The 23,971-nt window shown below is 47.6% G+C and carries 17 protein-coding genes; 13 read left to right on the top strand and 4 right to left on the bottom strand.

The genetic code is table 11. From position 1 onward, the window contains the following. Positions 1 to 2: 2 nt before the first annotated feature. Positions 3 to 710 carry a 16S rRNA (uracil(1498)-N(3))-methyltransferase gene (locus HYN48_RS11520; protein WP_108371866.1) on the bottom strand — a complete coding sequence of 236 codons (708 nt, stop codon included), beginning with the start codon at positions 708 to 710 and terminating at the stop codon, positions 3 to 5. 2 nt (positions 711 to 712) lie between these two features. Then, a complete protein-coding gene (tsaD, locus tag HYN48_RS11515; protein WP_108371863.1) occupies positions 713 to 1,735 on the bottom strand; it encodes a tRNA (adenosine(37)-N6)-threonylcarbamoyltransferase complex transferase subunit TsaD in 1,023 nt (340 codons plus the stop codon). A gap of 227 nt (positions 1,736 to 1,962) precedes the next feature. Between tsaD and HYN48_RS11510 the strand changes: the two genes are divergently transcribed. From HYN48_RS11510 to HYN48_RS11495, 4 genes are all read left to right on the top strand, one after another. After that, positions 1,963 to 7,131, top strand: a complete 5,169-nt coding sequence (locus HYN48_RS11510) for a translocation/assembly module TamB domain-containing protein (RefSeq protein WP_245945952.1) — start codon at positions 1,963 to 1,965, stop codon at positions 7,129 to 7,131. A 177-nt stretch (positions 7,132 to 7,308) separates the two neighbouring features. Beyond that, on the top strand, positions 7,309 to 8,295 hold the full coding sequence (gene pfkA / locus HYN48_RS11505) for a 6-phosphofructokinase (protein WP_108371861.1): 987 nt from the start codon (positions 7,309 to 7,311) through the stop codon (positions 8,293 to 8,295). An 87-nt stretch (positions 8,296 to 8,382) separates the two neighbouring features. Next, positions 8,383 to 9,387 (top strand): type I glyceraldehyde-3-phosphate dehydrogenase, encoded by a 1,005-nt coding sequence (gap, locus tag HYN48_RS11500; protein ID WP_108371859.1) that lies wholly within the window; start codon positions 8,383 to 8,385, stop codon positions 9,385 to 9,387. Between the two features lie 217 nt (positions 9,388 to 9,604). Continuing rightward, entirely contained in the window at positions 9,605 to 10,456 is an 852-nt protein-coding gene (locus tag HYN48_RS11495) for a BadF/BadG/BcrA/BcrD ATPase family protein (protein ID WP_108371857.1), read from the top strand. A 45-nt stretch (positions 10,457 to 10,501) separates the two neighbouring features. Here the strand turns inward: HYN48_RS11495 and HYN48_RS11490 are convergent, their stop codons facing one another. Then, positions 10,502 to 10,882, bottom strand: coding sequence for a RidA family protein (locus HYN48_RS11490; RefSeq protein WP_108371855.1), 381 nt, complete (start codon positions 10,880 to 10,882; stop codon positions 10,502 to 10,504). Between the two features lie 129 nt (positions 10,883 to 11,011). Further along, positions 11,012 to 13,432, bottom strand: coding sequence for a putative LPS assembly protein LptD (locus HYN48_RS11485; protein ID WP_245945951.1), 2,421 nt, complete (start codon positions 13,430 to 13,432; stop codon positions 11,012 to 11,014). Between the two features lie 376 nt (positions 13,433 to 13,808). On the opposite strand from HYN48_RS11485, the gene HYN48_RS11480 reads away from it, so the two are divergent. From HYN48_RS11480 to HYN48_RS11440, 9 genes are all read left to right on the top strand, one after another. Next, complete coding sequence (locus HYN48_RS11480) at positions 13,809 to 14,984, top strand: N-acetylmuramoyl-L-alanine amidase family protein (protein ID WP_108371851.1); 1,176 nt, start codon at positions 13,809 to 13,811, stop codon at positions 14,982 to 14,984. Positions 14,985 to 15,023: 39 nt separating this feature from the next. Further along, positions 15,024 to 15,986, top strand: coding sequence for an MlaD family protein (locus HYN48_RS11475; RefSeq protein ID WP_108371849.1), 963 nt, complete (start codon positions 15,024 to 15,026; stop codon positions 15,984 to 15,986). A gap of 5 nt (positions 15,987 to 15,991) precedes the next feature. Then, positions 15,992 to 17,326: a 4Fe-4S dicluster domain-containing protein gene (locus HYN48_RS11470; RefSeq protein ID WP_108371847.1), complete on the top strand. Its 1,335-nt coding sequence runs from the start codon at positions 15,992 to 15,994 to the stop codon at positions 17,324 to 17,326. A gap of 90 nt (positions 17,327 to 17,416) precedes the next feature. Continuing rightward, positions 17,417 to 17,860, top strand: coding sequence for an LNS2 domain-containing protein (locus tag HYN48_RS11465; RefSeq protein ID WP_108371845.1), 444 nt, complete (start codon positions 17,417 to 17,419; stop codon positions 17,858 to 17,860). Positions 17,861 to 17,913: 53 nt separating this feature from the next. Further along, a complete protein-coding gene (locus tag HYN48_RS11460) occupies positions 17,914 to 18,705 on the top strand; it encodes a (Fe-S)-binding protein (protein WP_108371843.1) in 792 nt (263 codons plus the stop codon). 35 nt (positions 18,706 to 18,740) lie between these two features. Continuing rightward, entirely contained in the window at positions 18,741 to 19,223 is a 483-nt protein-coding gene (locus HYN48_RS11455; RefSeq protein ID WP_108371841.1) for an ABC transporter ATPase, read from the top strand. A 10-nt stretch (positions 19,224 to 19,233) separates the two neighbouring features. Further along, positions 19,234 to 22,251: a serine hydrolase domain-containing protein gene (locus tag HYN48_RS11450; protein WP_108371839.1), complete on the top strand. Its 3,018-nt coding sequence runs from the start codon at positions 19,234 to 19,236 to the stop codon at positions 22,249 to 22,251. Positions 22,252 to 22,385: 134 nt separating this feature from the next. Then, on the top strand, positions 22,386 to 23,522 hold the full coding sequence (bshA, locus tag HYN48_RS11445; RefSeq protein WP_108371837.1) for an N-acetyl-alpha-D-glucosaminyl L-malate synthase BshA: 1,137 nt from the start codon (positions 22,386 to 22,388) through the stop codon (positions 23,520 to 23,522). Next, positions 23,519 to 23,944 carry a protease complex subunit PrcB family protein gene (locus tag HYN48_RS11440; protein ID WP_108371835.1) on the top strand — a complete coding sequence of 142 codons (426 nt, stop codon included), beginning with the start codon at positions 23,519 to 23,521 and terminating at the stop codon, positions 23,942 to 23,944. Before bshA ends, HYN48_RS11440 begins: the two co-directional genes overlap by 4 nt. Positions 23,945 to 23,971: the final 27 nt, after the last annotated feature.

Below are 23,971 nucleotides of genomic sequence, written 5' to 3'. Positions count from 1 at the left end.
TGTTATTTTTCATTGAAGAACACGATGCTGTGGCAGGCAACGATAGCAGCAGTTTCCGTACGCAGCCTGGTCTCGCCTAACGTTACAGGCATGAAGTTTTGTTCAACCGCTAAGGTAATCTCTTTTTCCGAAAAATCACCTTCTGGTCCGATCAATAGTGTACAGTCCGTGTCAGGCTGGAGCTGGCTCTTAAGGCTTTTTCTATCGGTTTCTGCACAATGCGCAATAAATTTAAGTCCGTCATATTGTTTCGATACAAACGCCCTGAACGCTATCGGTTCATTGAGTCTGGGCAAGAAATATTGGTTTGACTGCTTCATCGCTGACAGCAGGATTTTCTCCATGCGCTCGGTCTTAATGATTTTGCGTTCAGAATGGTCGCAAAGGATCGGGGTGATTTCCGCGATGCCGATCTCAGTGGCTTTCTCAAGAAACCACTCGTAACGCTCGTTCATCTTTGTTGGTGCCACGGCAAGATGCAGGTGTGGTTTAGGGCGTTCGAACCTTTCAAATGAAACAATCCTTACCTGGCATTTGTTTTCAGACGCCAGCGCAATTTCTGTCTTGAATAAAAACCCCAACCCGTTGGTAACATGTAAAATATCACCGTTATTCTTGCGCAACACTTTAACAATATGCCTGCTTTCTTCCCTGTCGAATGCGAAGGTAGCTGCGTTTTGATCGATGTCGGGATTGTAAAAAAGCTGCATGGTTAAAATGCAATCCGCGCTTTAGAGACCACCGCGTGATCATTGAACTTTTCGTGAAGGAACTTCTGGTAGCCGACTATCCCGATCATGGCGGCGTTGTCCGTCGTGTATTCAAATTTCGGGATAAAAGTTTTCCAGCCATATTTTGATTCAGCCTCTTTCAGGGTACTCCGTATTCCTGAGTTTGCGGATACGCCGCCGCCGATGGCCACCTGGTTTATCCCGGTTTCAAGAACGGCCAGTTTTAGCTTATCCATCAGGATGTTGATGATCGTATGCTGGATAGAGGCGCAGATATCGGCAGTATTTTCGGTAATGAAATCCGGATTCTGTGCGACATTTTTCTGAATGAAATACAGGATTTGCGTTTTCAGTCCCGAGAAGCTGAAATCAAGTCCGGGCACTTTAGGCTTTGTAAATTCAAATGCTTTCGGGTTGCCGCTTTGCGCGTATTTATCAACCAAAGGCCCACCGGGGTACGGCAGTCCGAGTATCTTCGCGGTTTTGTCGAATGCTTCTCCGACCGCATCATCAGTAGTCTCACCGATAATTTCGAGGTCAAAAAAACCATTGACTTTCACGATTTGAGTGTGGCCGCCCGAAATCGTCAATGCCAGGAAAGGGAATTCCGGTTTGTCGAATCCATCTTCGTCAATGAAATGCGCCAGGATGTGCGCGTGCATGTGGTTTACGGCAATCAGCGGGATGCCAAGCGCCAGTGACAATGATTTGGCAAACGACGTCCCGACAAGCAGTGAACCCATCAATCCCGGGCCCTGCGTAAAAGCAATCGCGCTCAGCTGTTCTTTGGTGACGCCTGCTTTCTGTAGTGCCGCATCGACCACGGGAACGATGTTCTGCTGGTGTGCCCTCGAGGCCAGTTCAGGAACGACCCCGCCATATTGCTGGTGTATCAGCTGGTTTGCTACAACATTCGACAGTACTTTGTCGTTATGCATTACGGCTGCCGCAGTATCATCGCAGGAACTTTCAATGGACAGTATAAAAACTGCTTCAGGTTGCATAAACAGAGGATTTTTGAATTATATTTGACAAGCCAAAAGTAACTATTTTTTGCCAAAGGCCGTTGCTGCTTTTTTAAAATAAAATTCAGGAAAATTAGACATTCAGGTTTCAGTAAAGATAGTATTTCAGTTTCGTCGCTCCGCTCAGGACGCGCACTGACGTTGGTATTCCATTCAGCGTCTCTTACTGATGTTGGCATTGCCGGAAGCATTAAACTGATGATTTCATGGCAGTAGACCCTCAAAACATACCCACCCGCAATGCCTCAGCACAAAAGCCGGCATTCTCTTCCGCAGGCATTTTACTGACACTGCTTCATCTCGCGATTACCGCCGTGTTCTCCTGGCCGATGGGAGGGATTACCTTCGTCGCCCCGATGGCATTACCCGCGCTGATGGCATTGCTTGCCGCCACGCTGGCCGTGTCGGTGAGTATGGGCGCCTGGCGGGTGCGTGTGCGCGCAACCGAATCGGGTGATGATTCGACCTTAGCCGCGCTTTATGGCAGCCAGGCCGTGGCACTGTTGCTGGCTGTGGCTTCGGTGGTTGTGGCTGGAATGCTGGCCCTGAGCGGTGGTGCCGGCAATGATTTTTTCTTCCCTATACTGTTTTCACTGCCTTTCCTGGCATGGTTCATCGGCGGAAACCACGTGCTCCAGGCGGCCGGCAAGGCAAAGTCCGCGTTCGTCGTCATGTCTGCCATATCGTTATTCCATGTTGCGATAGCAGTGGCCATTCCTCAAAAAACCATAAGCCTGGCTTGGGCTTTCCTGAGTTGTTGGGTCATTGGATGTCTGGTCTTATGGATTTATTTCAATTCCTTAAACCGGTCAGCGCCGGGATTGTACCGGCTGCAATCGAAGGCTGCCGTAATCCGGGCTATTGTAAGGGAGGCGCTTTTTGTGTTCAAGAGGCAATTTCTCCGGACACTGCTGGGTGTCGTGCTGCTTTTCCTGGGCATCGCGATCGTGTTGTCGCTTCCGGTCGTACAAACTGCAATCGGGCAATATGTAACCGAAAGGATCAACGCCGACTACAAGACGAACATCCGTGTGGAGCAGGTCGCCGTTTCGGTTTTTGGGGGCGTGAAGTTAAAAAAGGTGATGATCCGCGACCACCATAACGACACGCTGATTTATGCCAACCGCATCAAGACAAACATACTGAGTTTCAGCGAAGCCTATAACGGTGACCTGTTCTTTGGCGACATCAGGCTTGATAAAATGGTGTTTAAGCTCAAAACCTACAAAGGCGAAACGCAATCCAACATCAATACATTCATTTCGCTTTTTGATGATGGCAAAAAACCTTCTGGGCGCAAATTCCTGCTTAAGGCACAAAACGTTTATTTTACCGACAGCCGTTTCCTGGTTTTCGACGAGAACAGGGCAAATCCGAAGGACGCTGATTTCAGTAAGCTTGATGCTTCGATCAGCAACTTCAAGATTTACGGCCCGGAGGTATCGGCCAAAATAAACAAAATGGCTTTCCGGGACTACCGTGGCGTACGCGTGAAAAATCTGACTGCGAAGTTCCTGTATGACAAAACGCACATCAGCCTGGACCAACTCGACCTCGAAACCAGATATTCGCATTTCAAGGGCGATGTCAGCCTGAAATACCGACAGGGCGGCATGGCCGATTTCAACAACCAGGTCTGGATTACGGCGAAAAAAATGGAAGCGTCCGTTTCGAGCAACGACATCAGGTATTTTTATAAAGGCATTAGCGGCGACAAGATTTTTGACATGAAATCAGACGTTTCCGGGACGCTGAATAACCTGTTTTTCCGTAACCTGCATTTGGTCGACAACCGCAATTCGCGGATCAACGGCGATGTGGTGTTCAAGAATCTTTTCGGGAAAGAAGGAGATGCATTCTATATGCAGGCAGCGTTCAGCAAGCTCAACTCCACCTACGACGACCTTGCTGCCATCATGCCCGATGTGTTGGGTAAAAAGTTGCCGACCTCATTGCAGAAACTCGGACGATTTAACCTCAATGGCAACGTGGAGCTCACTCCGGAAACGCTGGTGACCGATTTTTACCTTTCGACGCAAATCGGGAATATCAAGGCCGATCTTAACATGTCAAACATCGATGATATCGACGATGCGGTGTATCAGGGCCATATTATCGCTGACCGGTTTAACATCGGGAAATTTATCGAGCGCAGCGACCTGGGCATTGTCAGCTTCGATATTGATGCTGACGGAAGCGGTTTTACAACCAAAAACCTCGCGACTAAAGTCAGCGGCAAAGTCTCCAAATTGTATTACAACCGTTATATTTACACCAACATCGAGATTGACGGCAATCTCAAAAGCCCATTTTACAAAGGACGGGCCATCATCAACGATCCGAACCTGTTTATGGACTTTGACGGACTGCTGGATCTGAGCGGAAAGGAGAAACGCTATGATTTCCATACGCAGATCGATTATGCTGACCTGCACAAACTGCATTTCATTAAAGATACGATTTCGATTTTTAAAGGTGATATCCGAATGGACATCTCCGGGACGACGGTCGACAACATGCGCGGAAAGGTCAATATCGCACAGGCATCGTACCAAAACAGGAAAGACAACTACATTTTTGATGATTTTACGCTGGAATCCTCTTTTGACAACCAGGGTGTGAGGACGATTTCGATCAACTCACCCGACGTTGTGGATGGCAAGGTGACCGGTAAGTTCCGGTTTGCGGAATTGGGGAAAATCCTGCAGAACTCTGCCGGCAGTCTTTACACCAATTACAAGCCAAACAGGGTTACGAAAGGGCAATTCCTAAAATTCAACCTCAGTATATACAACAAGATTGTCGAGATTTTTTATCCAGGGATAGAAGTTGGGTCGAACACCTTTGTGCGCGGCAGCATCAATTCCGATGAAAGCGACTTTAAGATGAATTTCAGTTCGCCCGACATCAAGGCGTTCGACAACGAGTTCCAAAAGGTAAGTCTCAATATTGACAACAAGAACCCGCTGTTCAATGCGTTCATCGAAATGGACAGCATCAAGACCAAATATTACAAAGTGTCCGATTTCAGTGCAATCAACGTGACGATGAAGGACACCATGTTTGTGCGATCGGAATTCAAGGGCGGTACAAAAGGCAGCGATTTCTTCAACCTCAATTTGTACCATACCATCGATAAGAATAAGAATAACGTGGTGGGCATTAAGAAATCGGAACTTAAATTCAAAGACTACCTTTGGTTTCTGAATGAAAATTCCGACGACGGCAATAAGATTGTTTTCGACAAGAAACTGCAGCATTTCGCCATCGATACCATCATGATGTCACATGAAAACCAAAAGATGGAACTCATGGGCCAGCTCAGGGATTCTACATACAAAGACCTGAGCCTCAATTTTGAAAAAGTGGATTTGTCCAAAGTACTGCCCACGGTCGACAGCCTCAGGGTGACGGGCAGGCTCGATGGTAAAATCAATTTTAAACAGGACAAGAAGGTGTTTCAGCCCACCTCGTCGTTGCGTATTGACGGGTTGAATGTCAATGATATCGGGTTGGGGAACATGCGCCTGAACATTGAAGGCGATGAATCGTTCCGGAAATTCACGGTCAATTCGGTGCTTGAGAATGACAATGTGGAATCGTTTGTGGCCGAAGGTACCTTCGAGATTGCCAATAAGGAAACGCAGATGGACGTGGACATGCGCTTCAACCGCTTTAACATTGCGGCTTTGAGTCCGCTGGGGGGCTCGGTAATTTCGAACATACGGGGCTTTATTTCGGGGACATCCAACATTTCGGGAACGTTTAAGAAACCCGATATCAACGGCCGCCTGTTCCTGGAAGAGGCCGGATTGAAGATCCCATACCTCAATACGGATTATGCTTTCCGCGACAATTCGATCATTGACCTTTCTGAAAACCAGTTCATATTCCAGAACGCCACGCTGGTCGACACGAAGTACAACACTGAAGGCCGGGTGAACGGTACGATCAAGCATAAAAATTTCTCGGACTGGAACCTGGATCTTGCCATCAGCAGCGACCGGTTTTTGGCACTTGACACGAAGGACTCCGAGGATGCAGCTTATTATGGCACGGCCTTCATCGATGGTACAGCGACCATTTCAGGCCCTACCGGAGACCTGTTTATCGGCGTAGATGCCAAATCGGCTCCGGGCACGGCCATCAAGATCCCGATTAATGACACTGAAGCAACGAGCACCAGGAACTACATCCACTTCTACAGTCCAAAGGAAAAAGAGAACATCCGGAACGGCATCCTGTCCACAAACCCCGACAGCAACTACAAAGGCCTTTCGATGAAGTTCAACCTCGACGTAAACCAGAACGCCGATATCGAAGTGATCCTTGACCGCGAATCGGGTCATGGTATGAATGCGCGTGGTGTGGGGAACCTGCTTCTGGAAATCGACACGCGCGGAAAATTCCAGATGACGGGTGACTATGCCGTCTGGGAAGGTTCGTACAACTTCAGGTACCGTGGGCTGATCAACAAGACGCTGGCGGTTAAGAAAAACAGTTACATCACCTGGGACGGCGATCCGCTGCGCGCCAGGCTTAACCTGGAAGCCGTCTACAAAACCGATGCCAATCCCGCGATATTGCTTGACAACGCCTCGGTAAACCGCAAAGTGCCGGTAAATGTGGGGATTTTGGTTACCGGTATACTCAGCAACCCCGAGATCAATTTCGATATTAATTTCCCAACCATAAATGCCGTCCTGAAATCGGAAATCCAGACCAAACTTGACGATAAGGATATCCGCCAGACACAGGCGCTGACATTGCTGGCGACGGGCGGTTTCCTGAGCAACGAGGGGGTGACGCAAAGCGCTTTCACGAACAACCTGCTCGAAACCGGTATAGGGATTTTTGACAATATTTTCCAGAATGCCGATGATAAGGTCAACGTTGACCTGCTCGTGGTGTCTCCGGACCGGACGCCAACTATGGAAACGACGGGCCAGGTAGGCTTTAAGGTTTCGACCAAAGTAAATGACCGGGTTTCCGTAAATGGACAGGTGGGTGTGCCCGTCGGGGGTGTCAATGAATCGACCATTATCGGGAACGTCGAGGTGCAATACCGCATCAATGAGGACGGCACAGCCAACCTGCGGTTTTTCAATCGTGAAAATGACATCAATTACATAGGGGAGGGGATTGGCTATACACAGGGCGTGGGTATTACTTATGAAGTGGACTTTGACACGTTTCAGCAACTTGTCAATAAAATATTCAAGGCGAAAAAGGTGGAAACGCCGAGGAAAGATTCGGACGATTTGCCGCCAGACTCTGAGGTGCTGCCATCCTATATGCACATCAACGATAAAAAGAAACACGACGATCCTGCGCCAAAACCCAACACCGAAGGCGCTCCGCCAAAAGAAGATTAAGCAACGCCGGCTTTTCCCAAAATTCCCACTTTTTATCGGCATTTTGCCTTTACAGCCAGCTAAAATTAAAAACTTATTAACGAAAACGTTTGAAATCCACAGTTTTGTTAAATTAGTAAAAACTCGGGGTTTGAAGTGGCGTATCTTTGCTACATTAGCATTTCAAAAGTCGAAAAAATGTCAAAAGAGATAAAAAAGATCGGCGTGCTTACTTCCGGTGGTGACGCTCCCGGGATGAACGCAGCGATCCGCTCAGTCGTCAGGACGTGCGCTTATCATCATATAGAATGCATCGGAATTTACCGTGGATACCAGGGAATGATTGAGGGCGATTTTAAGGAAATGGGTCCGAGGAGTGTCAACAACATCGTCAACAAAGGAGGCACCATCCTGAAATCTGCCCGTTCCAAGGAATTTATGACGCCGGAAGGCCGGAAAAAAGCGTACGACAACCTGGTGAATGCCGGTGTAAACGCTTTGGTAGTGATTGGTGGTGACGGCAGTTTTACAGGCGCGGAAGTCTTCAACCACGAGTACGGTTTCCCGGTAATGGGCATCCCCGGCACGATTGACAATGATATTTTTGGCACAAGCCACACGCTGGGTTACGACACAGCGCTGAACACCGTGGTCGAAGTCATCGATAAGATACGCGACACCGCGAGTTCGCACAACCGGTTATTCTTTGTCGAGGTTATGGGCCGTGACGCCGGGCACATCGCCCTCAATGCCGGTATAGGAGCGGGAGCGGAAGAAATCCTGATTCCGGAAGAGGATCTGGGGCTCGACCGGTTGCTGGAATCACTCAAGAAAAGCAAAGCCTCAGGCAAATCATCGAGTATTGTGGTCATTGCCGAAGGGGATAAAATCGGGAAAAATGTGTTCGAGCTCAAGGATTATGTGGAAGAAAATCTCCCAGAATACGACGTGCGTGTCTCCGTGCTGGGGCACATGCAGCGCGGTGGGGCGCCTACCTGTTATGACCGTGTACTGGCCAGCCGGCTTGGAGTAAAAGCAGTTGAGTCGCTGCTGGACGGCAAATCCAATTTTATGGTCGGTGTGCTCGAAGACAAAATTGCGCTGACGCCGCTTGAACAGGCCATCAAAGGAAAAAGTGAAATCGATATGGAGCTGCTTCGCGTTTCCGATATCATGTCAACATAAAGAATTTTGTAGTGCAGGGGTTAAAAGTTATGTGAGCGACCTAAAGCCCCGGCAGTCAGATTTCATCATCAACTAAATAATAAAACAATGTCAAAAGTAAAATTAGGAATTAACGGTTTTGGTCGCATCGGAAGAATTGTTTTCCGGGAAACTTTCAACCGTGATAACGTGGAAGTGGTCGCTATCAATGACCTGCTCGATGTGGATCATCTGGCATATTTGCTTAAATATGATTCGGTTCACGGACGTTTCAATGGTAAAGTCGAAGTCAAAGAAGGCAAATTATATGTAAACGACCGTTACATCCGCGTCACTGCGGAGAAAGATCCCGCCACGCTGAAGTGGGATGAAGTCGGTGTGGACGTCGTTGCAGAATCCACCGGGATTTTCACGACCATCGAAACGGCGCAGGCCCACATCCGCGGCGGCGCTAAAAAAGTGGTTATCTCAGCCCCATCCGCTGATGCGCCTATGTTTGTAATGGGCGTGAACCACACGGAAGCCAAAGCAACGGACACGGTGGTATCGAATGCCTCATGCACTACGAACTGCCTCGCGCCGCTCGCAAAGGTGCTCCACGATCATTTCGGGATTGTGGAAGGCCTGATGACCACAGTACATGCCACGACATCAACCCAGATGGTGGCCGATGGTCCTTCCAAAAAAGACTGGAGGGGCGGACGTGCGGCCAGCGTAAACATCATCCCGTCATCGACGGGTGCTGCCAAAGCGGTGGGAAAAGTCATCCCGGCGTTGAACGGAAAACTTACCGGAATGTCGTTTCGGGTGCCAACCATTGATGTATCGGTAGTTGATTTAACCGTGAAACTCGAGAAAGAAACAACATACGAAGACATCATGGCAGTGCTCAGGAACGCATCGGAAACGGATTACAAAGGCATTATCGGCTTTACCGAAGACGATGTCGTTTCGCAGGATTTTGTCTCTGATACGCGTACTTCAATCATCGATGCGAAAGCCGGGATTGGCCTGAATACCACATTCTTCAAGATTGTTTCCTGGTATGATAACGAATACGGCTACTCCAGCAAACTGATTGATTTGTCAGTGCATGTTGCCGGCTTGAAATAATTGATATATTTACAGCTCCCTTCGATTTCACATCAGGGGAGTTGTTTTTTTATGAGCCATTCCCGCGGCCTGCAAAAGCGCAACGCGAACCGGCGAAGCAATCTTTGAGCTTTTAACGAAAAGTGAAGAAGTTGCTTTTGTCCTACGGGCAGGCGACGCACGGACGGAGAATGACCCGCTCAGTTCGTTTTAACAACAAAACTAACCACACCAAACTATGAAATTATTAGTAGACAGCGGATCCACCAAGGCAGACTGGATTTCAATTGATGAATCCGGAAAAGTATTGTTCACCACACAATCGCTGGGGCTGAATCCGGAAGTATTGTCTAAAGAAGAAGTCATTACCCGGCTGGAGGACAAATTCGACATCTCGCACAACCGAAACAATGTATCGCACCTGTATTTTTACGGCGCGGGCTGTGGCACCGACCGGATGAAAAATTTCCTTGCCGATGTGTTTAAGGAATATTTTCCCAATGCGGTGGTATCGGTGCATGAAGATACCTATGCGGCAGTCTACGCGACGACACCCAAAAACGAAAAAGCCGTCGTATGCATCCTGGGCACCGGATCCAATTGCAGTTATTTCGACGGTGTCGTGCTGCACCAGAAAGTACAGTCGTTGGGCTACATCGCTATGGATGATTGTTCGGGAAATCGTTTCGGCAGGCACTTGCTGCGCGGGTATTATTTCAATAAGATGCCGAAAGCGCTCGCGGCCGAGTTCGCCTCAGAATATGATGTGGCCCCCGACACGGTGAAGCATCATTTGTACAAAGAACCAAACCCAAATGCCTACCTGGCGACATTTGCCAAATTCCTGATCCGCCACAAGGATTCGGAGTTTTGCCGCAAATTTATCTTCGAGGAAATGGAAAAGTTTGTCGAGAATTATATCCTGCAGTATGATGAGGCACGGAAGTATCCGGTGCATTTTATCGGGTCAATCGCCTTTTACCTGAAAGAAGAACTCGAGGAAGTCCTCCAAAAACACGGACTTAAAATTGGTAATGTCCTGCGTCGCCCGATTGACGGCCTGATTCAATACCATGCTTTGAACAAATAATAAAACAGCGTCAGCAGTCATCCTGAATGATCCTGACGCTGCTGTTTACCGGGATGCAATCATCGAGATCTCTACGTTAACGCCTTTCGGCAACCCGGCGACCTGTACGGTTTCGCGTGCCGGCGCAGTGTCTTCATTAAAATAACTTCCGTATACTGTATTGATTTTTGCAAAATCCGCCATATCCATGATGAAAATGGTGGTTTTTACAACATGATCGAACGTCATGTTGTTCGCGGCAAGCACCGCCCTGAGGTTCTCCATGACTTGTTTTGTTTCCGTTTCTATATCGTCCAGAACGAGTTCCATAGTGCCCGGATCCAGCGCAATCTGGCCCGATGTAAACAGCAAGTCGCCAATCGCAATCGCCTGATTGTAGGGGCCGATCGGTGCAGGGGCCTGGTCTGTGATAATGATGTTTTTCATATTTAATTTTATATGGTTGGTTGAGTGAATTCGTTTGCCGCCGGTGCGGTTTTCCGATAGTAAGACCGACGAGAGCGGACCGTTTAGGACGGTATTGCTAAAATGCTGTTGCGGGAAGTACTTTCAGACTTATCTGATGATACGATCCGGAGCTTTCCTTTTCTCCCATTTAAGGTCACTGAGTAATCCTGATTTCACCCCGATGAAGAATCCCCAGGACGTATTGATTCCGATCGGTACCCAGCTGAAATCCATCCGCCAGCTTAATAAATCCCTTTCAAAGCGCAGTTGGGTAAAGGTAATTCCTTTTTGGACGAAGTCGTAACCGGTTGAAACGCCGACCTTCCATTTGGGCGCCAGATCAATATTCCCTGAAACCATCAGCGAATTACCCACAATGTCATTCTGCCTCGAGGTGTTATTGTAAGTCAGTGAATAAGCAAAATTCAGGTCCCACGGCAATTCGGTATGGTAAAACGTCGCGGGCGTGTCTTTATCCTGTGTCTCATCCTCATCGAACTGGCTTTGGCGCCTGTCACTAAGGTCGGTACTTCGCCCGAAAAGATCGTCGTCGCGGCCTCCGTTTCGTTGTCCCTGGTCGTTTGAATTTCCGGTAGTTTGTTCGCCGCCTTTGCTGTCAATACGGTATCCTATGGACATAAAGGCGTTGGTCAGCCTGAAAATGCTGCCGCCGTTGTCAATATTGAATTTATTGATCACCTTTCCCGCATTGTCAACTGCGTACGGATTCAGCGTCGCGCCGAAGTTGATATTCATCTTTTCCTTGAACAGGTTCGTTCCGCCACTGACACGCAATGGAGACCATTTGAGTGAGTCCGCAGAAATGTCGTAGGATGTCTGGAAATTCAGGCTGTTCAGCAGCACGATTTTCTTAAGTTCGGTTTTGGTGGTGTCGCGGTCAACGACTTTGGCTTCGAGCGTGTTGTTGAGTGAGAAGTTCAGGAGGTTGGAATAGTTCAGTCCGGGTGCACCGTAAATTCCCTTCTCAAAACGCGTGTATTGTTTCCGGATGGTTCCCGCAGGATCGGTGTCATAATAATCGTAATACCGCTCGAAACTTGGCGTGTACGAATAACTGACCGTAGGTTTCACGACATGCCTGATGGCACGGATCTTCGACTTTTCGCTGAATTGGAACGTGCCGTAAACCGTAGTTCCGATACCGGTCGAGAAGTTGTAAGTCCGGAACGCGTCAAAACCATTTTCATCGCGCGTTTCGACGCGATTGAGTTCCCTGTCGAAATACCTGTTTACGGTTTTAAGGTACCACACTTCGTTGTAATTGACTGAAATCGGCACACTGAAATACTTCGCGACCTTGAAATTCGTGCTGATCGGGATGCTGTGCTTCATCCCGTTCATTGCGTTTTTGAACATTTCGGGCTTGAAAAACAGGGAGTCTACGGTATTGAAACGGTTCTCTGCAATCACGCTATATTGCAGGTTGATGTTCTTGATCAGGCCCTTTTTCACGCCATCTTTAGGCGCAAATGGGAAAATCCGGTCCACACTTCCCGTAAAAGTTGGTAGCGTCATACTGATTTGTTTGGAACCCGTATTCTGCGTGTGGGTGGCGGCGAGCGCAATGTTGACGAGCGGCAGCGTATTGAAAGTCTTCGAATAGGATACCGTCGAACTCAGCGTGTTGTTGAGTCGGGCCCCGATGTTACTTTGGTTCAGCGAATTGGTAAAATAAGTACTCGAACCTAAATTGACTGAGGCAGCAAATTTTGAATTCGGATTGGACTTCGCATCCTGCCTGTGACTCCACTGGATGTTGTACTCGCGCCGGTTGGCGTAGTTGGGCAGCCCGCGCTCGCCGGTGATGATCCGTTCAAAACGAAGGTTTACGTTCCCGCTGTACCGGTAGCGTTTGGCATAAGACGACTCAAACCGCAGCGCGTAACTCGCGTTGGTGTAATAATCGCCAAGGAACGTCAGGTCGTAGTTGTCACTGAGTGCAAAATAATACCCGCCATTCTGCAGCGAATATCCCTGCTGGCTTGTATCAGTGAATGTCGGGATAATGACGCCCGACTGCGCTTTTTCGGACATTGGGAAAAATGCAAAAGGCAGCGCAATAGGGGTGGGGACATCCGCAATCCAGAGATTCGACAGTCCCACGACAATTTTCTTTTTCGGCACAAACTTCGCGCGTTGTGTGAGGATGAAATATTCCGGATTCTCGATATCTTCCGCGGTGGTGAATTTGGTTTTGTACAGGAAATAAACCGAATCGTTCTCCTTTTTGGCAATCTGCGATTTGATGTTGAAATCCATCTGCTTGGACCGAGAATTCCAGATCAGCGCTTTTTTGGTGTCGGTATTGATGCGGATCGAATCCGGTTCTATGACGTTGCTGCCCTGTTTGAAAACCGGGCGTTGTACTAAGGCGCCGGTTGAATCCTTGATGCGGCCCGCATAAATTTCATTTTTTTCGTAGTTGAACTGTATAATCCCGGATTTGAGTTCGATGTCCTCGTAGTACAATTCGGCCTCATTATATAAGGTACCGATCTTAGTCTTCATGTTCATCCGTTCATAGTCCTTCGCTTTGCGCTTTACGATGTTCTGAAGAAATGGCTTTTTTACCGAATCCTGACCTTGGACCGGCAATTTTACAGTTTCCGGCGCGTTACGGTTTAGAGAATCAGGAGTTTGCTGTAAAACCGCGTCAGTTTTGGACTTCGGCTGTTCCTGGGCATACGTTTTGGCAGTCGCCAATGTTAAGAAAGTTGCTGATAAAACGATATGAAATAAGTTTGTCCGCAAATGTTTAAATACTATTTTTGTAAAAATCAGGCTTCCTTTTTCCGGTGTCAAACTTACAGTAATTTTTTGCAAAAATAGTCAGTTTTAAAAATTATAAGCTAACGTTTCACTAAAATTAACTTTTAACCAAAATATGAATTTTTCCCATAAAATCAAACCTTTTTTACTGATATTGATGTGTATTTCGGCCTTGGCCGCATCGGCGCAAAAAGGCCAGAAATTTAAGGTCACGCTCGATGCCGGACACGGAGGAAAGGATTTCGGGGCGGTCTATAACGGACATGTGGAAAAAAACATTGCGTTGGCCGTGGTGCTCAAAGTAGGTAAGATCCTTGAAGGCATGTCTTCGATTGAGGTGAACTATACGAGGAAGACAGACGTTTTCATTGAGCTCGTGGAACGCGCCAATATCGCCAACCGGGCAGATGCTAACGTTTTTGTGTCCATCCACTGCAACGCCAATGCCAACAAGGAGGCCTATGGAACCGAAACGCACGTGATGGGTATGTCTAAAAACGCCTCGGCGCTTGCCGTAGCTAAACGCGAGAACGAAGTTATCGTGATGGAGAAAGACTATAAGGAAACGTACAAGGGCTTCGACCCGAATTCCCCCGAATCCATTTTCGGGACGACGTTGCTGGTAGAGGAAAATCAGGACAACAGTATTGCATTGGCGAGTAAGGTCCAACACCGGTTTACCGACGACCTTAAAAAAAGAAACCGCGGCGTGAAGCAGGCACCGTATATGGTACTTCACAAAGCATACATGCCCAGGGTGCTGATCGAGATGGGTTTTATCTCCAACCCGAAAGAAGGTGCTGAACTGGATTCTGAGGAAGGACAGATGGAGATCGCTCAGGCCATTGCCAATGCGATTGTGAGCTATAAGAAAGATTATTTCGGAAGCGGCGAAAATGAAAATGAAATCAAGCCGTCGCAACGCATAAGTGACGCCGAGAAGGTGCCGCCGCAAGAGGAAAAGCAGCCTTCGGTCACTCCGACGCCCACACCTGCCGCCAGGGAAGATGTGAAGCCTGCTGCAAACGGCGAAGTGGTGTTTAAGGTGCAAATTTCCGCCAGCGGCAAGAAACTTGACCTTACCCCTTCGAACTTTAAGGGACTGAAGAACATTTCAGTTACTTCGGATAATGGGACGCTGTACAAATATATGTACGGGGAAACAGGCAGTTATGACACCGCTAAGGAAAATCTCGCCGAAGCCAAGGCGAAAGGATTTGATTCGGCGTACATAGTTGCATTCCGCGACGGTAAAAAAATTAGCATTCAGGACGCCTTAAATAAACGGTGATTCCAATAATTTGTCCTATTTTTGTTAAAAAAATAAGCTTTGAGAATTTCAAGAGAGATCAAAACCGCCGTATTAGTTATTGCTTCAATATTATTGTTCATCTGGGGCTATTATTTTCTGAAAGGACGCGATTTATTTACCGATTACAAACTGGTGTACGTGCAGTACGAAAACATCGAAGGCCTGACGCTTTCGGCGCCTGTGACCATAAACGGCTTTGTAGTAGGCAAGGTAAACGCCTTCGATATTGATAAGAAAACGGGTAAACTTACCGTAGAGTTGCAGCTTAAATCGGACTTCCCGATTGCGAAGTCGAGCGTTGCCGAGTTGTATTCGCCCAGTCCGTTTCTCGGCGGGAAGCAAATCGCCATCATCCCCAACCTTCAGGATAACGCGCTCATAGACGAAGGCGACTATTTGCGTGCCGGTACTAAGGCCGGGCTTACGGATCAGCTTGCAGACCAGATCAAACCGATTAAGGAAAAAGTGGAAAAACTGCTTGACAGTACCGACAAGCTGATGCAAAACCTGAATCAGGTGCTGGATGAGAAAACCAAAGCAAACCTGAAAAGCAGCATTGCCAATTTGAATGAAACATTAGCGGAATTCAAGGGGGCTTCGGCAAAGGTAAACGATATGCTTGCCGAGAACAAACAGAAGCTGGGCAGTACCATTACCAATTTCGAGAAAACGTCGGCGAACTTTTCAAAAATTTCCGATACGATTGCGAAAGCCGACATCGGCAAAACCATCAGGAAGATGGAGGCCGCGATGGCATCGGTTGATAAGATCATGACCGACCTTAATTCGGGTAAGGGCTCGATGGGCAAATTGCTGAAGGATGAAACGCTGTACAATAATTTCACCAAAACTTCCAAAGAACTCGAACTGCTGCTACAGGACCTGAGGCTCAATCCTACGCGTTACATCAATGTGTCGCTTTTCGGAAAAAAGAACAAACCTTATAAAGCACCTACAGAAGATCCTGCTGTTAAACCTTAACGCCTATGCAATATCTTGACAATATATTATTTGCCATTATACTGGGCCTCGGAATCGGTTATTTCACACTGAATGTCAGAAAACTGATCCGGAACATCAAACTGGGACGTGATATCGATCGCTCAGACCGTCCGCAACTGCGCTGGAAAAACATGGCCATGATCGCACTCGGCCAATCCAAGATGGTGCGCCGCCCCATTGCGGGAGTCCTTCACATCATTGTGTATGCCGGATTCGTCATCATTAACATCGAGGTGCTGGAGATTGTAATCGATGGATTGTTCGGTACCCATAGGGTCTTTTCGTTTCTGGGCGCATTTTACAATGTCCTGATCGGGTCGTTTGAAGTGCTGGCTTTACTTGTACTGGTAGCGGTCATTGTGTTTTTGGCCAGGAGAAACATTTTGAAGTTGAAACGCTTCATTCACTCGGACCTGAAAGGCTGGCCCAAAAGTGATGCCAATTACATACTGTATTTTGAGGTCGTGCTGATGAGCCTGTTTCTGATCATGAATGCGGCAGACTATCACCTGCAACACATCAATGGCGGTTTTATGGATTTTCACGAGGCCGGGGCTTTTCCGGTGAGCCAATACCTGGCAACGATGTTTGACGGTGTGTCGAACCATTTCGTTTACCTGATTGAAAGGGGTGCCTGGTGGCTGCACATCACCGGAATACTGATTTTCCTGAATTACCTTTATTTTTCAAAGCACCTGCATATTTTGCTGGCGTTCCCGAATACGTATTACGCCGATCTGAATCCGAAAGGAAAATTCGACAACCTCGAATCGGTTACCAATGAGGTCAAACTGATGCTTGATCCCAATGCAGACCCTTTTGCAGCGCCGGCAGCTGATGCCAGTACCGTTCCGGCGAAATTTGGCGCCAGTGATGTCCAAGACCTGAATTGGGTGCAACTGTTGAATGCCTATACCTGCACCGAATGCGGAAGATGTACCTCGTCCTGCCCGGCCAACATCACCGGAAAAAAATTGTCTCCTCGGAAAATTATGATGGATACGCGAGACAGGCTTGAGGAAGTCGGAAGAAACATCGATGCAAACAAAGGTACTTTTGCAGATGACGGTAAAATGTTGCTGAACGACTACATCACGCCCGAGGAATTGTGGGCCTGTACTTCATGCAATGCCTGCGTTGAGGAATGTCCGGTCAATATCAGTCCGCTTTCCATTATTATGGACATGAGGAGATACCTTGTCATGGAGCAGAGCGCCGCGCCGATGTCGCTGAACGCGATGATGACCAATGTCGAGAACAATGGCGCTCCCTGGCAGTACAGTCAGCAGGACAGGCTCAACTGGAAAAACGAAAATTAAATTTACAGCCAAAATAAAAATTCTCTTATAGGTGAGGTTAAGGGTGTTTTTAATCAAATTTTTTAAAATTACATTAGAAACAAGACGAAAATGAAAGCAGAAGAAATTGAACAGAATCTCCAGGAGACTACAGAGAATGGGCAGAAAATAAGTCCGATATTACCCGAGGGCATCAAAAACTACCTGATTGATATCGACGGTACGGTATGTGATGACATCCCGAATGAAGAGCCTGAAAGAATGCTGACAGCAGCGGTATACCCTGATGCATTGATTACACTGAATAAGTGGTATGATGAAGGACACATCATTTTCTTCTTTACCTCGAGGACGGAAGCACACCGTGAATATACCGAAATCTGGCTCAGGAAACACGGCTTTAAATACCACGGCATCGTGTTTGGGAAACCACGTGGCGGCAATTACCACTGGATTGACAACCACCTCGTAAAGGCAACGCGTTACCGTGGCAAATTCACTGACCTGATTGAGAAGGAAGTGACCATCCAGGTGTTCGATGATGGAAAACATTGATAAAACTGTGCAGCTTAGGTTCGCTGAACCGTTGCAATTTTAAAAAATAAATTATGTCAGAAAGTTTAAGCGTACCGACAATGGCAGAGATGCTGGCCCGCGGAGAGCAGCCCGAAGTGCTGTTCTGGGTAGGCTGTGCCGGCAGTTTTGATGACAGGGCCAAGAAAATCACCAAAGCCTTTGTAAAGCTTCTCAACAAATCCGGCGTGTCGTTTGCCGTGCTTGGTACTGAAGAAAGTTGCACCGGAGATCCGGCAAAAAGGGCAGGGAATGAGTTCCTGTTCCAGATGCAGGCGATGATGAACATAGAGGTGCTCAACGCCTACGAAGCCAAAAAAATCGTGACGGCGTGTCCGCACTGTTTCAATACACTGAAAAATGAGTATCCTGAGTTGGGCGGACATTACGAAGTGATTCACCACACAGAATTCCTGAAATCGCTGCTCGATGCCGGAAGGCTGACCATTGAAGGCGGCCAGTTTAAAGGCAAGCGCATTACCTTTCACGATCCGTGTTACCTGGGGCGCGCCAACAACATTTATGAGGCGCCGCGCGATCTGATCTCCAGGCTTGATGCCGAATTGGTGGAAATGAAACGCTCCCGTTCCAACGGCTTATGCTGCGGTGCAGGTGGTGCGCAAATGTTTAAGGATGCCGAGCCCGGAAACAAGGAAGTCAACGTGGAGCGCACGGAGGACGCATTGGAGACCGCGCCGCAGATTATCGCTGCAGGCTGTCCGTTCTGCAATACGATGCTTACCGACGGCGTGAAAAATAAAGAGAAGGAAAGCGAAGTCCGGGTCATGGATGTCGCTGAACTGATTGCCAATGCGCAGGATTTGTAGGCTGTGCAAATTTCAAATTTATAACCAAAATTCCAATGTACGTTCCTTTTGAAAATTTACCTGATGAATCAAGGATCTGGATTTACCAGTCCAATAGAAAATTCACCGACGAAGAAGTGGCAGCAATGCAGGCTTCACTCAAAGACTTCATAGAAAACTGGAGCGCGCACGGTCACGGCCTAGAAGCCTCATATGAAATCAGGTATAATCGGTTTATCGTCATCGCGGTAAATCAGGAGCAGCAGGGCGCAACAGGATGCTCCATCGATGCGTCGGTTCAATTTATACAGTCGCTTGAGCAACAATATGCTGTGGATTTGCTGGATAAGATGAATGTAACCTTCAGGCTCGGACAGCATTTTGCGCACAAATCATTGGTAGATTTTAAGAAAATGGCGAAAGACAAGGCCGTTTCCGGAAATACGATCGTCTTTAACAACCTCGTTAATAATATTGCAGAATATAAGGATTCGTGGGAAGTTCCCGCTGACGAAAGCTGGCACAGCCGCTTTTTCTAAAACAATACCCATGCACCACTCTTTTTTACGGCTTATTACCCTTTCCCTATTGGCAGTCGGCGTGTGCAACTGCGCTTCCAGGAAAAGCCTGCAGGCCAAGCCCGTCGCCCATAAAGGCGATACGATCCACGAGTTCAGGCAGGATGAAATCGGGAAGTCGAACGCCGGCCGAAACGAGAAATTTCCATTTCTCAGGGATTCCGATGCGCAGAACAAATGGGTAGACAGCATTTACGGCAAAATGACATTTGAGGAAAAGTTGGGGCAGCTGTTCATGATTTCAGCCTATTCCAACAAGGATTCCGTCCATTACAATATGATTGACCGCATGATCCGAAATTACAAGATCGGCGGATTGATTTTCTTTCAGGGTGGTCCGGGCAGACAGGCCAGGCTCACCAACCGCTTCCAATCAAAATCCAAAATCCCGTTGTTTATCGCCATCGATGCGGAATGGGGTGTAAGCATGCGCCTCGATTCCACCTATCGCTTCCCGTGGAATATGACCCTTGGCGCCATCAGGGACAAGGAACTGATCCGGAAAGTCGGAACCCAGATGGGAAAAGAGAGTAAGCGGCTGGGCATCAATTTTAATTTTGCGCCGGTATTGGACATCAACACCAATCCGAAAAACCCGATCATTGGCTTCCGTTCTTTTGGAGAGGATAAAACGAACGTTACGGCTTCCGCTATTGCGCTGATGAAAGGTGTTCAGGGAGAAAATGTGTTCTCCACCGGAAAACATTTCCCTGGGCATGGCGACACGGAAACCGATTCGCATTACGCGCTCCCGCTGGTGAATTTTACGAAAGAACGGCTGGAGCAGGTAGAACTTTATCCTTACAGGCAAATGTTTGATGAAGGATTGGTTTCGGTGATGGTTGCGCACCTCAATGTTCCAAGCCTTGAGCCCCGTGCAAGTTATCCATCCTCCATTTCCTATAATGTGGTGACCGATTTGCTGCAGAAGGAAATGGGCTTTGACGGTTTGGTTTTCACCGATGCATTGAATATGAAAGCCGCATCGAACTATCGCAAGCCTGGGGAAATAGACCTGGAGGCATTTCTGGCAGGAAACGACATGCTCCTTTGTGCTGAAGACGTGCCCACCGCGATGGAAAAATTGTGCGTTGCCTACCAGGATTCGCTTTTTTCGGAAGAGAGGCTGGCCTACTCGGTGAAGAAAATCCTGAAATTCAAATACAAAGCGGGATTGAACCACTACAAGCCGATCAATACGGCTAACCTTTCCGCTGATATTAATCCGTCCGAAAATACGGCGCTGCAATACCAGTTGTATGAAAATGCCATCACCGTACTCAAGAATGCGGCCGACGTACTTCCGATAAAAAGCGTAGAAAAGACGCGCATCGCTTATGTAAAGCTTGGCGATGACAACAATACGGCGTTTGTTACGACGTTGAAAAAATACGCTGACGTAACCGAACTCGCTGACCCGAACATCGATTCACTGAACGTAAAGCTCAAAGATTTTGACCTGGTCGTTGTCGGTTTCCACAAATCGGACAAGGCCTGGAAAAATCATGCGTTCACGGATACTGAAATCCAGTGGGTAAGCCAGCTCGCCAAACAAAATAAAGTAATCCTTGACGTTTTCACCAAACCGTATTCGCTTTCTGCAATTCCTGATTTCGCCGAAATCGAAGGATTGATCGTTTCGTATCAAAATTCCGATGTGGCCCAGGAAGTTTCGGCTGAGCTGATTTTCGGTGCCATTGATGCCAAGGGAAAACTGCCGGTAACCATCAACAACGAATTTCGGGTAAATCATGGGCTGGCAACACAAAAACTGGACCGACTTGGTTTCACGGCGCCCGAAAACGTGGACATGAATCCGCAGGTCCTTGCAAAAATTGACGCCATAGCGCAAAAAGCCATTGATGCGAAAATGACTCCGGGTGCCCAAGTGCTCGTCGCGCGTAAGGGGAAAGTGATTTACCAGAAATCTTTCGGCTACCATACGTACGACAATACAAGGAAAGTACGCAATTCAGACGTGTATGACGTGGCATCGCTCACGAAAATCCTGGCCACATTGCCTAATGTCATGCAGGCTTACGACAAAGGAAAAGTGACGCTTGATTCCAAACTTGGCAGCATGCTACCTGTATTTGCCAATACAGACAAGAAAGACATCACCTTCAAGGAACTGCTTTCACATTACGCAAGGTTTGAGGCGTGGATCCCTTTCTATAAATCTACTTTGGACTCCAATAAAATACCGTTGCCAAAATACTACAGTAAAGTACCCGACGCCATGTTTTCGAGGCAGGTCGCAGACAGTCTTTATATCCTGAAGGACTATAATGACACCATCATGAAAGCAATCGCAAACAGCAGGCTCATACCGAAGAAGGAATACAAGTATAGCGATTTTACGTTCCTGATCCTGAAAGAGTATCTGGAGAAAATCAACCATAAGACACTGGACGCTCAGGCTTACGAAAACTTTTATCGTTTTTTAGGTGCAAACAACACGTTGTTCAATCCATTGCAAAAATTCCTCAAAGCGGACATTCCGCCAACAGAAATTGACAATTATTTCCGCCATCAGGTTTTGCAGGGTTACGTCCACGATATGGCTGCAGCAATGGAGGGTGGCGTTGCAGGCCATGCGGGATTGTTTTCCAATGCCATGGACGTCGCAAAAATAATGCAGATGTATCTTCAGAAAGGGCATTACGGCGGGCACACCTTCTTCGGCGAGAAAACCTTCGATGATTTCAACACCTGCTATTTTTGTGCAGACGGCAACCGCAGGGCTTTGGGATTTGATAAGCAGCAGTTGCCGGGAACGCAGGGGCCGACATGCGGATGTGTATCATCGTTGAGCTTTGGGCACACCGGATTTACCGGAACTTACGCCTGGGCCGACCCTGAGACCGACATTGTTTATGTGTTCCTTTCAAATCGCACGTACCCTGACGCTTCGGCACCTAACGCGCTATCTAAGAACAACATACGCGAAGACATACAGAAAGTCATACAGCAGGCCATTATAAAATAATCAGGGACACGTCGCTGTAATCATATCGGCACCACATTTTCCACTCATACAACGGCTGTGATACCCGTTTTTTAACGCAAAAGTTCCAAACCCAAGCCGCTTTTTTCTTACATTCGTTACACTAAAACCAAAAAATGAAAATTGCAATTGTCTGTTATCCGACATTCGGCGGGAGTGGTGTCGTTGCTACGGAATTGGGGCTTGAACTCGCAAGGCGCGGACATGAAATTCACTTCATTACGTACCGGCAGCCCGTGAGGCTGGCGCTTTTAAATTCCAACATCCACTACCACGAAGTCAATGTCCCTGAATACCCATTGTTTCACTACCAGCCTTACGAGCTCGCGCTTTCGAGCAAGCTGGTCGATATGGTGAAACTGTATAAAATTGAATTGCTGCACGTACACTATGCCATTCCGCACGCGTACGCCGGCTACATGGCAAAACAGATGCTTAAAAGCGAAGGCATCAGGATTCCTATGGTCACGACTTTACATGGAACAGACATTACCCTTGTGGGCAGCCATCCGTTTTACAAGCCTGCGGTGACTTTCAGCATCAACAAGTCGGATATCGTAACCTCTGTCTCACAGAGCCTTAAGGAAGACACTTACAACCTTTTTGACGTCAGGAAGGAAATCCATGTCATCCCTAACTTCATTGAGCTCGACAAAAATCTCGACGACTCCAGTATTCCCTGCCACAGGTCGGTCATGGCAAAGCCAGGCGAGCGAATTGTCACACACATCAGTAATTTCCGGAAAGTGAAAAGGATTCCGGATGTGGTGGATATTTTTTATAAAATCCAACAACAGATCCCGGCCAAATTGATGATGGTGGGCGATGGTCCGGAAAAAATAAAAGCGGAGCAGCACTGCGCCAGGCTTGGCATCAGCGACAAAGTGATTTTTTTCGGAAACAGCAACGAAATCGACCGCATCCTGAGCTACACGGATTTATTCCTGCTTCCTTCAGAAACTGAAAGTTTCGGACTTGCCGCCCTGGAAGCGATGGCCTGGAGCGTGCCGGTGATTTCCAGCAATTCGGGCGGGTTGCCTGAAGTCAATTTCGATGGTATTTCCGGTTTCCTGAGCGATGTGGGAGACACCGATGCCATGGCAGCCAACGCGGTTAAAATATTATCTGATGATGCAGCGTTATCATCATTCAAGAAAAATGCGCTTGACGTGGCAAAACAGTTCGACATCCAGAACATCCTGCCGTTGTACGAAGCGCTTTACCAACAGGCCTTATCAAAGATTGCCTTATGAAAAAGATTGTATTAGTATTGATCGCAGCCTCGGCTTTTTCCTGTAAAACGGTGAAAACTGCTGCTGAAACCCCCTTATACGAAGTGTTGGCCGAAAGAAGTACCGGCGGGGCACAAATCAGGTTTTATGAAATTATATCGGAACCGAACGAATTCAAGATGATCAAAAATGATCCGGCACTGAAAAAGAAGATCAAGCCGACAGACATTGATACTTCCAATTTTGTCATCCTGAGTGCGGGTGAAAAAAGTACCGGTGGTTACAGCATCGGCGTAGAAAAAGTCACCGAAACGAGCACCAATATTGTGATTACTGTCAAGGAGACCGCACCGAAACCCGGCGCGATGGTCACCGAGTCGCTGACGACGCCGTTTACGATCGTCAAGATCAATTCCAAAAAAGAAATCCTGTTTGAGGAATAAAAAAATCCCGCTCGTTGAAGCGGGATT

Source organism: Flavobacterium magnum (assembly GCF_003055625.1).
GTDB classification, from domain to species: Bacteria; Bacteroidota; Bacteroidia; order Flavobacteriales; family Flavobacteriaceae; genus Flavobacterium; species Flavobacterium magnum.
This window is presented reverse-complemented; position numbering and strand designations above follow the sequence as displayed.